The 15,331-nt window shown below is 37.5% G+C and carries 12 protein-coding genes; 5 read left to right on the plus strand and 7 right to left on the minus strand.

The genetic code is table 11. The features are described from left to right. Positions 1–218: 218 nt before the first annotated feature. The 4 genes from secF to F580_RS0112105 all read right to left on the minus strand — a co-directional run bounded on the left by secF (position 219) and on the right by F580_RS0112105 (position 3,546). Complete coding sequence (gene secF, locus F580_RS0112095) at positions 219–1,139, minus strand: protein translocase subunit SecF (RefSeq protein ID WP_019027997.1); 921 nt, start codon at positions 1,137–1,139, stop codon at positions 219–221. Next, positions 1,136–1,813, minus strand: coding sequence for a protein translocase subunit SecD (gene secD / locus F580_RS27315; RefSeq protein WP_425393337.1), 678 nt, complete (start codon positions 1,811–1,813; stop codon positions 1,136–1,138). Before secD ends, secF begins: the two co-directional genes overlap by 4 nt. Continuing rightward, on the minus strand, positions 1,813–2,967 hold the full coding sequence (locus F580_RS27320) for a SecDF P1 head subdomain-containing protein (protein WP_245560622.1): 1,155 nt from the start codon (positions 2,965–2,967) through the stop codon (positions 1,813–1,815). The genes secD and F580_RS27320 overlap by 1 nt, the downstream gene beginning before the upstream one ends. A 159-nt stretch (positions 2,968–3,126) precedes the next feature. Beyond that, positions 3,127–3,546 (minus strand): hypothetical protein, encoded by a 420-nt coding sequence (locus tag F580_RS0112105; RefSeq protein ID WP_019027998.1) that lies wholly within the window; start codon positions 3,544–3,546, stop codon positions 3,127–3,129. A 255-nt stretch (positions 3,547–3,801) separates the two neighbouring features. On the opposite strand from F580_RS0112105, the gene F580_RS25525 reads away from it, so the two are divergent. Then, on the plus strand, positions 3,802–4,074 hold the full coding sequence (locus F580_RS25525) for a PD40 domain-containing protein (RefSeq protein ID WP_019027999.1): 273 nt from the start codon (positions 3,802–3,804) through the stop codon (positions 4,072–4,074). Between the two features lie 264 nt (positions 4,075–4,338). Here the strand turns inward: F580_RS25525 and F580_RS0112115 are convergent, their stop codons facing one another. Then, on the minus strand, positions 4,339–5,358 hold the full coding sequence (locus F580_RS0112115) for an SEL1-like repeat protein (RefSeq protein WP_019028000.1): 1,020 nt from the start codon (positions 5,356–5,358) through the stop codon (positions 4,339–4,341). A gap of 486 nt (positions 5,359–5,844) precedes the next feature. Here F580_RS0112115 and F580_RS0112125 point away from each other — a divergent pair, with 486 nt between their 5' ends. Next, positions 5,845–6,672 carry a substrate-binding periplasmic protein gene (locus tag F580_RS0112125; RefSeq protein ID WP_019028002.1) on the plus strand — a complete coding sequence of 276 codons (828 nt, stop codon included), beginning with the start codon at positions 5,845–5,847 and terminating at the stop codon, positions 6,670–6,672. Between the two features lie 43 nt (positions 6,673–6,715). Here the strand turns inward: F580_RS0112125 and F580_RS0112130 are convergent, their stop codons facing one another. Beyond that, positions 6,716–10,711, minus strand: coding sequence for a translocation/assembly module TamB domain-containing protein (locus tag F580_RS0112130; RefSeq protein WP_169338308.1), 3,996 nt, complete (start codon positions 10,709–10,711; stop codon positions 6,716–6,718). An 11-nt stretch (positions 10,712–10,722) separates the two neighbouring features. Beyond that, a complete protein-coding gene (locus F580_RS0112135) occupies positions 10,723–12,486 on the minus strand; it encodes an autotransporter assembly complex protein TamA (protein ID WP_245560623.1) in 1,764 nt (587 codons plus the stop codon). Positions 12,487–12,800: 314 nt separating this feature from the next. Here F580_RS0112135 and F580_RS0112140 point away from each other — a divergent pair, with 314 nt between their 5' ends. The 3 genes from F580_RS0112140 to F580_RS0112150 all read left to right on the plus strand — a co-directional run bounded on the left by F580_RS0112140 (position 12,801) and on the right by F580_RS0112150 (position 15,095). After that, the gene (locus F580_RS0112140; RefSeq protein WP_019028005.1) at positions 12,801–13,880 is read left to right on the plus strand and encodes a DUF2157 domain-containing protein; all 1,080 of its coding nucleotides are present in this window, start codon (positions 12,801–12,803) and stop codon (positions 13,878–13,880) included. Beyond that, positions 13,877–14,680 carry a DUF4824 family protein gene (locus F580_RS0112145; RefSeq protein ID WP_019028006.1) on the plus strand — a complete coding sequence of 268 codons (804 nt, stop codon included), beginning with the start codon at positions 13,877–13,879 and terminating at the stop codon, positions 14,678–14,680. Before F580_RS0112140 ends, F580_RS0112145 begins: the two co-directional genes overlap by 4 nt. A 127-nt stretch (positions 14,681–14,807) precedes the next feature. Next, positions 14,808–15,095, plus strand: a complete 288-nt coding sequence (locus F580_RS0112150; RefSeq protein WP_019028007.1) for a hypothetical protein — start codon at positions 14,808–14,810, stop codon at positions 15,093–15,095. The last annotated feature ends 236 nt before the right edge of the window (positions 15,096–15,331 follow it).

The following is a 15,331-nucleotide window of genomic DNA, read 5'->3' on the forward strand; positions in this document are numbered from 1 at the left end:
TTATCATACTTTAAAAGATATTTTTAACGAATTTATTAGTATCGAAAAAGTACCAGTAAATATAATAATGAAAATTAAAAAAACGATGTTAAATGCAAACTAAGCAGTAATGAATCAATCAACTCATCGTCTTCTTTTGAATGAAGAAACGACAGTAAGTGTATCTACTACTAAGAGTAGATACACTCAAATAATAAGACATAACCCCTAAATCGTAACTACGGTAATTGACAAATATCTTGTTCTTTTTTGTGATAATAATCAGCTGTTAATCCAAGCAACTGCGGTACAGTAACCGAAATTGCGATAGATGAAAAAGTACCGACTAAAATCCCTGAAAAGAGAGCGATGGAAAAACCTTCTAATGATTCCCCAGCAAAGAACCAGATCGCTAATATCGTTGCGAGTGTCGTCCCTGACGTTATTAATGTTCGAACGATGGTTGATTTTATAGCGAGATTTATAATGGTATCTATATTTTTTTCAGTATTTCTTTTCATTATTTCTCGAACTCTGTCACCGACAATAATTGAATCATTTAGCGAATAACCAATAATGGCGAGTAAGCTTGCTAGAATGGTTAAATCAAAAGAAATATCAAACCATGCAAATAGTCCAAGTACGATAATTACGTCATGACAAAGCGCAATAACAGCGCCAGCCGCCAAGCGCCATTCAAACCGTAAAGATAAGTAGAGCAATATCACTATCACTGAGGTTAATAACGCCAAGCCTCCTTGATTAATTAACTCTTCACCTACTTGGCTACCAATATAAATGGCATCTTGTGGCGTAATTGTTAAGCCACTTTGTTGCGAAAAATCGCTTAACCATGCTTTCCCTTTCAAACTTATATCATTATCAGCTTGTTGTACGCTCCAATACGTCCCGTTTTCGGCTGAAGACAACTGAAAGGTATCGGGTAAATATGACGTTAATAACCCAGCCATTTTACTCTGAGTTATCGATTGTTGCGTAGAGAACTCTGTTAGGTATCCACCAGTGAAATCTAAACCAAGCTTAAGCCCGTTACTAAATAAACCCAATAAAGCAAATAGCATAAATGCAGCAGCGCAATAGAAACTGATGATACGAAACTTACTCAAATAATCGGTTTTTTTTAAGTTTAAATCGTTCATAATTTAACTCCAAGTAGTTGAGTCTTATTTTCACGAATGACTAAGTTTGTTAATGCTTTTGAGACGAATACACCAGTAAACATACTGGTTAATATTCCTAAGCATAAAATGATGGCAAAGCCTTTCACTGGACCATAGCCTATTGAATATAAAATAATGCCGGTGATCATGGTGGTAATATTTGCATCTAGAATGGTTGAAAATGCGTTTTTGTAACCGTTTTCAATGGCCGAGAGTACTTTGTGTCCTCGCTTTAACTCTTCTTTTATCCTTTCAAAAATAAGTACATTAGTATCAACCGCCATACCTACCGTTAACACTAAGCCCGCTATGCCTGGCAGTGTCAGTACAGCTCCTGGCAGTAATGACATTAAACCAAGTAGACTGACTAAATTTAATGCCAATGCTACATTTGCGATAATCCCTAAAGTGCGATACCAAAAGGCCACGAACAATAAAGTAAATGAAATGCCTATAGTTAACGCTTTGATACCATTATCAATATTATCAACGCCAAGTGTCGCTTCGATACTGCGTTGTTTTACAATGGTTACGGGTGCGGTTAATGAGCCTGCGCGTAACAATAACGCTAATTCTTGTGCCGCTTGTGGACTGGACATATTGGTAATACTAAACTGTGAGCCTAAGTGTTGCTGAATAGTGGCAACATTAATTACTTTACTTTACTTTTCTTAACCGTTTTATTATCAGCATTACGATAAAACTCAGAAAATACTGTCACCATAGGTTTACCAATATTTTTCTTCGAAAACGCAGACATTTTCTTACCACCTACGCTATCTAACGTTAGGCTTACTAATGGCATACCCATTTCATCTAGACCTGAACGAGCATTTTTAATACTACTTCCCGAGAATACTACCTGACTATTCATCCTCAACTTTCGACCATTGTCATCTGTCATTTGAAGAATGCCTATTGCTTTTGAGTGTTCGGCCATTTGATAGAAGTCTAGAGAAGCTGTAGCGCCAATAATCCTTTTGGCTTCTTCAGGATCATGCACACCAGGTAATTCAATTCGAATTCTATTTTTCCCTTGTTTTTGGGTCACCGCTTCTGTAATACCTAGCTCTTCTATTCGTCCTCTCATTGTTTTAAGCGTGTGTTTCATGGTTTCTTGACGAAATTTAACTTGCTCTTGTGATGAATAAGTCAAAATGACTTGGTTTTCATCTAGTTGTTTATGAGTTAACTCAGGGTAATTTTTCTTGATTGTTTTTAATAACTTATCTTTGTCATTTAACTTAGAAAAACTGATTCTAATTGAATGATTATTCAGCTGTGATACTTTGCTTAAGCGAGTACGATTCTCTACCGCCAAAGACCTCACTTCCAAGGCAATGCTTTTCATCCTGTCTGATAATGCTCGTTCGGTATCGACTTCAAGTACAAATAACACGCCACCACTGAGGTCTAAGCCTAATTTTATCGGTTTTCCCCCTAATGACTTTAACCAGGCCGGAGCATTATTTTCAATTGAACTTTCAATAGAATAATTCTCTCCAAACTTTTGCATTAAAAGACGCTCAATAGAATGTTGGTCTGTTTTATTTTTTAAGGTAATAGAGGTGTTTGCTGTAGTTGATTTAATTTCATCTACAGCAAGATTGTGGGCCGCTAACAAATTATTAATATCTTGAGGAGATACTGGTTTGTTTTGAGCACTGTTGTTTATAAGGTGAATATCCACCTTGTCAGAATATAAGTTTGGTAATGCGCTAACTAGCATAAATAGTAATATGAAAAAAATGACAATGTTTTGCCATTTAGCATGTCTTACATGCTTAGTTGTACGTGAATTCATCATGAAATCTCTAATTAAAGACTTAACGAATATTGCTACGTCTCAATTGGTATATAGCAAATACGGCAAGTAACCGATGGTTTAATACCGGTATTGGAAAAAGCTAAATTGTTGATTTTTATAGCCCAACATTATAATTACGTTGAACTGTGTTTTGATGAATTAACTGTGGTAAGTAGTGCGAGATGAATACAAGAAGTTCCCATCTTTCCAGCCGGAAAGTCGAGATGAATTAGTTTTATGACTTAATTGTTCAAACCAAGGTGTAACTAATGGAGGATTTGCCAGGTGTTTAAACAATCCAGCAGTAAGTTTAATTTTAAAAAACTCTATCACTAATACATAGTTTGGTGTTGTTTGTATTTCAGCAGTAAACAGTGAAGGACTAAGTCTATTTAATCTTGGTAAATTAAATGAATCTTCCGACTCATTATTGTCAAAAACCGAAGCTGTTTTCTGTTCAATTTGACAGATTGAGATATGCTTTGAAGATTCACAATTAAAAGTTTCAGAGATCGGCAAAGCATTAGCTGTTTGAGCTAATACTAATAAAAATAACATTACGGTTAATTTACGCCACATGAAAACTAATACTCCTCTAAGATATCCAATGATATATGGTTCTTTATTGTAGTTTCAATAGTTTTGTTTAATTTTAGTGAATATAAGGTTAGGGAATTAGACTTTATACTCTCAAGTGAACATCCGGGGTATGGCTCTATCCGTTATTCACGCCTCATAGATGGCAAACGTGAAAATCCAGTAAAAATGAGCAAAGCGATTAACACAGGAAGATGGATTGCCCATCCCTACATTGCGCCAGATTAATCCTATTTAATGTGGGATGGTGAGAGAGAAGGGGGATATGGTGATAGCGACAATTATATTAGTTTTAGACAGAAAGAGGGTTCATGGGGACCTGCCATTAACATGGGAGATAAGATAAACACATCATCAAATGAAAGTAGCCCAAGAGTGACGCACGATGGAAAATATTTCTTCTATTCGAGCGGAGACTGGGTGGTTAAAAAAGACGGAAGTAGTAATTGGATAGGAAAAACTTATTGGGTGGATGTTCAGGTTATTGATAATCTCAGACCTAAACAATAAACTATTTAACAGTCATTTTTGCTATTAGCAAGGGCGGTTTTGTTAATCCTTCGCCGTAGAGTTCAAGTCTCTAGCTCACCACCACATTTAGAAAAGCCCGTTAATCAAGAAATTAACGGGCTTTATGCTTTGTTTCTTTTTAAAAGTAAGGCAGGGAGGGAGCGTATAAAATACCATAAAGATAAAACTGCCTAGCTTTTAATTGCAGCTTTCTAAATTATGGTTTTGAGCTCCATTAATAATGGCGGGATTACCGAAGTACACTTAACGAGCCATGAGACTAAAACCAAGTGCTGTCACATCTGCGGAAAACTTTATGCCATCACATTCTTCTACTTTAGGGCAGTTTACTAAATACAAGTTAATGGCTGTTTTGTCGCCTTTATAGGATGCTAGTTTCAACCAGTATAGTGCTTGGTCGATTTTTGCATCATTAATATACCAACGTGATAAGTTTATTTGTCCTGGCGTATAGCCAATTTCTGCTGATTTTAAGAAGTACTTGCGAGCATTGTTTATATTTTCTTGCAGATGAGAAATACGCATAAAAGCCTCGCCTTTATTATTAAAGAATTGACCTAGGGAATCACCTTTACTTACTTTAACGGTATTATCTATTACTAAGTTACCGTAGAGTCTATTGTACTGAGGACGCTTCACCAACAAAATTGCCTCTTCATTCAATAATTGCTGTAACTTATCGAAAGTAAAAAGATATTGTTTTTTAGCAAAGTACCTAGAATCGATAACCATGCCACTTTGAATATCCTGCTTAATCATATTTTTGTGTTGAAAAGTAAACCGAGCATAAACCAATGACACGACATTGTTACCAATACTGACAATCTTAGCTAATCGATAATTTTGATTTGGCCGTTGATTTTCCAGTAACTTTTGATTATTTATAAAATAGAAGTCATTTACATAAGGAGTTGATAAATATTCTTGTGTAAGTACACGTTCTTGGTATTGGCCATATTGCCAATAAGCAATGGCCAATAGTGACAAAATCAAGCCGGTAAACATGGGTAAAATGATATAAAACTTAAAAAGGCGTTTTTTTATATCATTAACAATATTTGATTCGAGCGCGTTATTGTGCACATTTTGGCATTGATTACAGGTTAGAATAACTTCACGTTTTAACGGAACAAAAGGTAAATATTGTAAAATAAAGAAGGCATATTTTATCTTTCCTTTAACCGTAAACTGTTCATTTTGGCAATGGCAACAACTCAGCTCGTTTGTTTCTCCTCCGGCTAAAATCCTATATCCATATTCCATGCTAATTTCCTATGTTTTGACATGTTTATTTGTATACCTAACGATAACCTGAGTTATATTTAACAACTGACTAAATTAAGCCCTTGCCAACGTTTGAAATGATAAAAGTCAAATATAATATAAATCAAATGGATATAGAAAGATACGACAATGTTCGTAGATGTTTACTTATGATTTTAGTTGCTCTTTATGGAACGGAGACAACACTTGTTTTCCATTATCAATCATATTGAATATGGTGGTAAATTTTTCAGTTCGATATAGTTTCAAGCCATTATCTTCAAAAATATCAGCGTCAAGCCAGGAATCTTTTAGACATGGTGTAGTCAGATAAGAAATGGCAATCTTTAACATGTAACCTTTTACCTGCAACGTTTGAATGTAGTGGTATAGTTAATATACAGTTATATTTTTTCATTATTTTCCTGATGAGAAATGCAGTTTATTTATGATTAGTGGAGTTTCATCAAGGAGGTTAGTTTTTATATGAAAAAAATAGTTTTTTTTTATTGCACGTATTTCATCTTAAATACTGCCGCTTTTCCTGCACAGGAAGTGATTATCTCCACTTATGACTCATTACCACCGTTTGCCTTCCAAGATGCGCAAGGTAAACTAACAGGGGTTTATATAGAGATTGTAAAAATAGCTGTATCGAGGATGCCGAATTACAGTGTTTCTTTCAATGTTGTGCCTTGGGCTCGGGCAAAGGATCAAGCTAAAAAAGGTGAAGTATTCGCAATTCTCCCGCCTTATTTTCACGCCCATGACTGGCTGACAGAGACCGAACCCAAACGCCCTTATATCTGGCCTTACTCAATATCGCTGTTGACGCAACGTGATGTGGTGATATGCAATGAAAAAATATTAACGAGACCCAGAAGCAAATATCCGGATGATTATCAAGGGCTGGTATTCGCAATGTGGCGGGGCGATGGTCGCGCAGGTGAGGAATTTAGCAATATGACTGAAGATAAAAAAATTACAGTTCATTTTCTTAAAAATGTACAAAGCACCATTCGTTTTTTGCTGAAGGGCAGAGCTGATTGTACAGTTACATCGAAAATTCCCTTTGCTTGGTATGTGAAAAAAATGAAAGAACTTGGAGAATATCAAAAATACAATACCATGGGTATCACTCTGAAAGAGGTACTTATCATTTCCAGTAATGATGGCTATTTAGGGTATTCTGACATAAATTCCGATAAAAATTATCCATTTAAAAAGGACTTTTCAATCAATTTCGATATTGAAATTTATAAAATGAAGAAAAGTGGTGAAATTGCAGCGATTATTGATAGATTTGTCAAGTAAACAATCTGACAGTCGTTAAAATACAAAATATAATCCCAAGCTACTAATCAATATCAAATGAATAATAAAGATCACTCGATTTTTCGATGCCACTAACGACTTCTAACCATAATCGATTCAGTAAATATAATCTTACCGTCAATTCATTAATCGGCTCATAGACGCCAATACCATATTTTAGATAAACCCGTTCGCCGATATAACCACTGATGGTTGCTTGGGTAGTATCGCCTTCGCCCTCAGTATCTACTGCTATATTACTGATGAGGGGGACTTTCTCTAATTGGTCAATGATGCCGACACTATTTGTTACGCCAAAACCAATCAGCATACTTGCTGCTGCGGTGCTACTGCCGCCACCAGAATCCAAACCTCGCCCTCGAGCTAAGTAAGATAACATTTCAGGGGCTTCCATGGTTGGCGTCGAGAATAATTGTATATCTAAGGCGTCAGCTAAACCGGTGATTTTTAGGCCAACTTCAATATCTTCCGATTTAATATGTCTACTGGCGCGCAAATTAAAATAGGGGTTAGTGAGTGGGCCATTAAAGCTTATTTCCCCTTTCTCGATAGTTAGCTTTTGTCCATAAGCTTGGTAGGTACCATTTTCAGATTGAATGTTACCAAAAAGCTGTAGCGGTTTGCTTGGCTGTTGTGTTATCTGTAATTGGCCAAACAAATTACTTTCTAGACCTTGTCCTGAAACGGTAAATGCTTTGGCGATATTGAGACTGACATCGGTTTTGAGCACTATTCCGGATCTTTGTTTAAATAGCTCTTTACCTTGATCATCAATAAAAATGACGTCGTCACTTAGTTTAATACTGCCTTGTGGTAGCTTTTCAATGTTATAACTTCCCTCAAGCACATTGAGCATGCCACTAATGGTGAGTACTTTTTCTTTTAATGAAAAGTTTAAGGTGGGTGATATCTTCGCTATTAATTGCGGGGGAAATACTATGGGAAGTTGTTTGGCGTGCAGATCTATATCGACAGTAAAACCGTCTTGCCAAGCAAGATGGCCATTGAGGGTTGCTTTGTCCTCTTGTATGAAAAAACCCGCCAGTATTTCTGCCTGATTATTGTTTATTTGAAGTTCAGCGCTAACTTTTTCTAGTTTATTGGGGTTTTGACTTAACAGTAACTCGCCGCCATCGAGTGCTATTTTTCCGTTTATAAGCGGCGCCTTTATCGTACCATGCACTGCTAGCTCGGCAGTTACGTAGCCTTGTAAATCAATTACGTTGTGAATTAGGGCTTGAAAGGGTTGCAAGTTAAACTGATTAAGTTCTATTTGAGCTTCAAGAGGTAGCTCATCAATAGGTAATTCATCAGTAAAGTGAATGCTTGAGGTGATGTTTATCAGCGGTTTTTCTTGTCCGTCTTGTAATTGGAATTTACTGGTCATCTTCGTTTCGTTTACCTTGAACGAAAGCTCACCAAAGCGCCATTGACTCACTTGTTTATCATTGTACTGATCAGTGATTTTTATGTTGCCAGATGACAAAGCAAAATCAGCTTGTGCTGACAGGGCTTGAGTAGGTGACCATTGTGCAGTTATATCACCTGAAATCTTACTTTGTAGTTGCACCTCGTTGGGCAAAAACATCTTATCTATTAACGATAAATCTAAGTTTAAGGCGAGTGTTAACTCTCCTGATTCACCAACAATGGCATCAAAAGGTAAACACACTTCAATGCCGCTACCTTGCCAGCAATGTTTCTCTATGCGTAGCTGCTGATCGTTTAAATTAAAATTCAATGAGAAAACGTGGTTATTGCGCAACGTTTCTTGCTGATAAGTTAATGCTGCTTCTTCAATAGCGCCTTGCCAATTGTTTTGTGCTTCATGCCACTGGCCTGATAACGTTAAATTCCCGGCAAGTTCGCCTTGCCAATTAAGTTGTAACTGGTGCTCAGCAAGATCACCGGCAATATTAAGGAAAATATTGGGGATACTGGTAGTACTGCTTTTATCGGTGATATCCAACCAATCATTTTTTACTGTCAACTGCGTTTTATGATTGTTAAATGGCTGATAACTGGCGGTTATGTTTAACATTGGGCTATAAAACTGCTGCCAATGGAGATTATTCAACTGAGTATTAAGGGTAATAACGGGGTCATTTTTACTGCCCTTAATGCTGAAATCACTGGTGACAGTTCCGTTTGCGAATGGATACCAACGATTAATCTCTGCAATGGTTAATTGACCGTTAACGTGCCAGTTATTATCGTCAACCGTTTGTAATGTTAACTGGTCCTTATCAAAGACAACCAACAGCTCTCCTTGTGCTAGGTCACCGGAAGAGAAGTAACCGGATTGATTCAAGGCGATATCACCTTTAATGAGGAACTCAGAATCATTAATAAAACCAGATACATCGGTATCGTTCACCGAGATTGCCCATTTTGATGATGACCAAGAACCAGAGCTGCCGATCTTTCCTGAAATTCGCCCCTTGATAACATCAGGCAATAAGTCTTCAATAAAGTTGTCTTGGGATTCGGCGTTAACGTTCGTGTTGGCGTTTACGTTAGTGGAGGCATGAGTACTGTTAATATCGCTTGGAAAAACTAACGCCTTGAGGTCGATTTTCGGTAAAGAAAAACCAGAGGAATCAGCAAACAATTGCCAACTTGTCGCCGTTGACTGCAGGTCAATATGGCCGTGTAGTCCTAACTGACTGTTAGAGTTTTTTTCGTTGAACGCCAATTCATTCAGGGTGATTAAGCCTTGTTGATGTCTCGCCGATACTTTCAATTGAGCATTCTTATAACCGTAGCTATTAAGTTGGCTAGTTAAATGAAGTGTTTGCTCAACTAAATCACCAGTAACGTCGAATGACAAAGACGATGGTTTGCCGTATTGCGCTAAAGACAAGGGTAGGGGTAATTTATCAGCCGATAATTGTAGTTCAAAAGGAAGTTGCGGGTGCGTTAAGTTAATTTTCCCCTGGCTGCTCAGCGATACGCTACCGTTACTGGTAATATTCGCGCTTAACTCAGCAAAGGAGCCTTGCAGGTTGAGTTCTACTGTTGAGTTAGACGCTTGTGGCCAATGGGGCACATTATCTAGTTGGGCGATTACCTGCGCATTGATTTGATAAGGTGGTATAAGTACCGTCTTGAGCGCAGACTGCTTAATTTCATAGTCTGCTGTTGAAGTTTTAAAATCAGTGATGTTAACGTCATTGTTTGACCAAGTCGCCGTCAGATGGTTACGTAGATACGGCCAGGGTTCATCATTGTTAACCGATATGTTAACCGGTCTGTTTGCCTTTAATTCGATAATACGGAGTTGTTCAACGAATAATTGTTGCACGGCTAACGAGATAGGTAAATTAACTTCAGGCAAGGTACTAAAAGCAGCATAGACTTTGTTTTCAGGTTCAGGTTCAGCTTCGAGTTTTTGAGTTGTTGATGATGTTGATCCAGTTTCACTTTTTTCTAATGTTATGGTTAATTTATTGGCAGTAGGCTTGTTGAAGGTAAATTGGCTCGCCTTAATGTCTACTTGCGTGGTGAATTGCTCAATAGCTATCACAGTTTGGTTAATTGCTAGATAGCTGTTGGACAATTCAACAGCTTTCGCTTCAATGGCAAAAGGCATGACAAACAAACTATCAATATTTACCGTAGCAGCATCCAATTTTGTCTTATCAATAGAAGTTGCAATTGTTGGCTTGATATCATGGTTACCTTCGGTTTCATTGGCATAAGTTAATGAAAAATTAGCGACTTTTAATGTCTCAATACAGAGTGTTTTGCGCCAAGAGCAAGAGAAATCAATTACAGCCGCTAAATCCGTCACTTTAATATCTATCGTTGCTAACTCCAGGTGAAAAGAGTTGAGCTCAATATCTCTTATTAATGAGCCAGCCTTGTAATCCGCATTAAAGCCATCGATGTTATTCAGTAAGCTAACCGTTAATTGGCTACCTATGGGTGTGGTCAGTAAAACGGTACCTAAACAAAAAAGTAGGATTAACCACTTCATCACTTTATAAGTAAATTTATAAGCCATGTTATATGTCATTTTTCGCCAAATCATAGTTCAGCGCCTAAGCTAACATGCAGTCGCCAACTATTTTTTTCATCATCATAATCATTAATACCATAGGCAGCATCAAACTTTATCGCGCCCACCGGTGAAATATAATGTAAACCTGAGCCAAAAGAGTAGACCGGCTCAAATTCACCTTTGTTAGCAGCACTACCACCGTCGGAGAATAGGGCAATACGCCATTTGTCGTTAAGATAATATTGATATTCTATGCTTGCCACCATCAGCCTGGTACTACCAACAACAATGGGCTCTGCTTGTTCAGGATCGGATGAAGAGGGAATGGTTGAACCAATTGATTGGTATTCAAACCCCCTTATACTTTGGTCGCCACCGGCATAAAAACGTAAAGAAGGGGCTAATTGTGCATCTCGGTCAACATAAATGGCCCCTAGCTCTGCACGGGTGACTAAACGGTGTTTAGGCTTCAAGGTGGTAATGTAATTCCACCTTGCATGAATCCTGAAGAAGCTATTATCAGACCCGGCTTTTAAATGGGCCCCTTCAATATTGTAGGTTTGTCGAAAACCTCCGCTTGGGTCTAATGGCGATCCTGAACGTTTTGTTCTTGACCAAGTGATGCCAGGGATAAGGTAATTTGCTGCATCTAACTCAGACCAATCAGGATTCGGTGCATTGACATCAAGTTCATACTTCCATGCCTCTTTATGAAAACGGGTATAAATTTGTCTTTGCCATAAATTGCTGCTGACTAACCTACCAATTTTCGTTGAGAAGTATTTAGTTCTCAGATCTGCATAGTCTTCTTCTTCCATGCTAACTTGAAATTGAAGTAAGTCATTTCTGGGGTGGCTCAAAGGCACACTGTAAATAAACCTACCTAACGGATTTTTTTCAGAATATTCCAATTTAGTTTCTTGAAAGTGGCCATATTTGTTGATTAAAGGTGTACGCCAGGCGGCAGAAATACGAAATTCGGTATCGGTTGCATAACCAATACCAAAATCGAATTGATGACTTTTAGCGGGGGTTAGCGTGACATCAATGGGAACAATGTATTGATGATTAACATTATCTTCAATCTTGTCACTGGCTACAGCGATAATACTGCCAAAGTATTGCGTTGATTGCAGTTGATTTTGTAGCTCATGAAAAGAACTGGTACTGTAATATTCATTTTTGTGAAAAGGGATTAAGCTTGATAACAACTCAGGCTCTAAATCAAAATCATTAAAGGTAACGTCGCCAAATTGAAAACGTGGGCCACTGTTATAGTGCAAGGTAATATCAGCGTATTGATATTGCGCTTTTATCGCTATTTTACTTTCAATTAATTCGCCGTTGAAATAACCCCGTTGTAATCCTAAAGAAAGCAGATCAGACTTTAAATCTTCGTACTTGCCATGATGAAGAATATCCCCTTTTTTCATATTATGATTGTTAAGTAACGCTTGAAAAACAGGGTCCTTACTCGCCTCACCATCAAGGCTAATAACCACTTTATCGAGTAAAGTAGGCGAGTTTAAGGTGATGTTAATAATAAGCTGCGATGAGTCGTTATCAGCTTCTTCGCCATTAACTTTTGCTGAAATGACGGATGAAATAACTTCGGCTCGATAATAGCCAAGTGCTTGCAGTGCTTGGTAAGTGTTATCTTTGGCGCTATAAATAAAAGCAGAGCGGGCTATGTCACTATCGGGCAATTTACCTAAATGGGAGTGTATGTTGTGTTTTACAGCTTTGGGAAGTTTACCCTCGAGTGTGACAACTAAATTACTTGCGTACAATGAGTGACTTATTATGAAAAGAACAAAGCCTGTGGCTAATAGCCTAAAAGCGTACATTACGTGGTAAACCAATAACAAGTAGATATCATAATTCTAGGGTCGCTACCAACTATATAGGTGATTAAGGAACTGTATTTTTTAGTTATTATCGCATGAATACTAAGATAAAAGCGACCACAGATGTTACAAGTCAATACCATTATAGCTTCGCTAATAGTGTTGTTATTTCAACCCTGATGCGGGGTAACATTCACGCTGCTAGCGCCCCTTTAATAAATAGGGCAGAATAAAAGACTACTAAGGAGAATCCACACATGGAAGATAAGCAGTTTTCTCAAAAAGAGGCACAACAGCGCGTTGATCAAATTTATGCCTTTCAACAGGAAATGCTTGAATTAGAAAATGACGATGTATTAATGATACCTGCTGAGCATGTGAGCAAGGTTGAGGATCACCATCGTCAGTTATTGCTAAAGCTATCTTCAATGTATGACGTGGATACCAGTATTCAAGCCAAACAATTGACCCTAGGCATGAAAATAGCGTCACTGTTTGGCGCATTAGCCATGGCGATCAGTCTATTCTTTCTGTTTTATCAATTTTGGGGCTACCTTAGTACGACTATTCAAGTGGCCATATTAATTATCGCACCCGTTGTACTATTCTTGTTAGCGTTACATCTCGCTCAACAAGAAAAAAACAGCTACTTTTCAAAAATTGCCGCCTTGGTAAGTTTGTCCTGTTTTGTCTTAAATCTTTCAATGTTGGGGCAAATATTTAATATTACTCCCTCACCAAATGCCTTTGTCATATGGGCCGCTTTTAGTTTTACCCTCGCTTATGCTTGTAATGCACGCTTGTTATTATTCTTTGGTATTGTCTGTGTCAGTAGCTTTATTGCCATGAAAATGGGCAGTTGGAGTGGCATGTATTGGATAAGTTTTGGCGAAAGGCCGGAAAATTTTATCATACCGAGTTTGGTCATCTTTATATTACCGCATTTTGCTAATCACAAACACTTCACCGGTTTTGACTCCATCTACCGAGTAATGGCGATGATAATGTTATTCCTGCCAGTATTAATACTCTCTAATTGGGGGGAAATAAGTTATTTAAGCTGGTCTTCCGATACCATTGAAGGTTTTTACCAACTGATCGGTTTTGTCTTGTCGGCAGCGGCGATTTGGCTAGGGGTTAAGCGTCATTGGGGTGAAGTAACCAATACCGGTAATGTCTTTTTTATCTTATTTCTTTATACCAAACTTTTTGATTGGTGGTGGGATTCGATACCTAAATATATCTTCTTCTTCGTTTTAGGCCTAACGGCTTTACTTGCCTTAATGGTGTTTAAGCGGATCCGTTTAAGCAATATCAGCGAAGGAGTCTCACAATGAAAAAGTACCTGTTAATTGGGCTGACAATATTAATTGGCACTAATATAGTGGCATTGAGCGGTACTGCCTATAATCGTATGGGTGGAGTTACCGCACAATTAATGCTTAGTGAAAGGGAGCTATCTCTTCCTTACATTAGCCGTTCTAAAAAAGAAAATTCGGGTCTATCCCTTGCCATTATTTGGCGTACACCCACGGGTGATAGCGAAAACTATAGCCGGTATAATTCAAAAGATATAAAGATATACCAAGATGAACTCTTAGCGCTTGGCTTTGATCAAAGGGACGTTAAAGATAATTACTGGCTTGAGTCTAGAGAGCTGTATTGGGCATTTGAATTTGATGGTGCGCTTCATAAAGCAGAAATTGAAAAAGCAGCAATGAAATACCAAAGCGCTTTAACAACTTTTCAAGAAAACCCCAACGATACTACCAGTCGTATGAAAACGGAATACAACGACAATCTAGAAAGAGAAAAAACCACCAACAGTCGTTTATTTTTTATCGAAGCATCAGCTGATTATGAAACCTTGGCGGTCCAGTTCTCTGGTCAGCAAAATATAGTCATTGTTAAAGGGGTAGCTAAACCTTACTACCATAGTAATGATAAAGATTATAGCTTGATGTTAAGGCATTTATCGGTGCGTAATATTATGATTCCACTGGAATATACCCAAATACTGGCTAATTTTAATAAACGAGATAGACGAAAGATTAACCTGCCTCGTTATGCCGTAGACATCAACTGGGGCAATCGTCTAGAGCCATGGATTGTTGAGGTAAAGAGCTTGTCTGATTAATGCTATTCGCGCCAGGGTGTTTGAGTTTGATGTCCTAATCAACTTGATAAATATAATCAATCTCTTATAGACAAAGTGTTTAATTGATGTAGTCTAAAATTTCAACTAAATTAAATAAGAATAAAAAATGCAAAGATTAAAAGAATCTCAAGAAACGTTGACTCTTATTTATAACGCTTATAATAAGGTCACAGTTAGTCCTCTAGCAGAATTAGAAATTGATGATGCCGAGGTATTGAAAAAAATGCTCAATACCGTGATGAATAGAGAATCAATATCACATATACAAAATAAAAAAACGCTCAAAGAAAGTACCGAACTGCGTAGTGCTTTAGCTGATGTCTTATTGTTACTTGATAATTGTGATATCAAAGAAATTAAAGCGAATATGAAAAAAGCGATGGCAACGGCTTAATTAGCAAAAATAACATCCAGTTTATTGTTATAGTATTTTCCAATAAGTTATCCAATGCGCCACACTCCTGAAAAGTTTCTGACCATAAATCAGAAACTTTTTTTGTCTCTAGTTAAAAGCTTTCACCTACTAACCAATATACTACCTTAAGTCATTAGACGGCTATTTTCGGCCGAAATCCTGCTTGTATTACTTCGCACAAAACCATTGAATCTAACTTATGTTAAGTCTTAAAG

It is taken from the genome of Colwellia piezophila ATCC BAA-637 (assembly GCF_000378625.1).
Lineage (GTDB): Bacteria > Pseudomonadota > Gammaproteobacteria > Enterobacterales > Alteromonadaceae > Colwellia > Colwellia piezophila.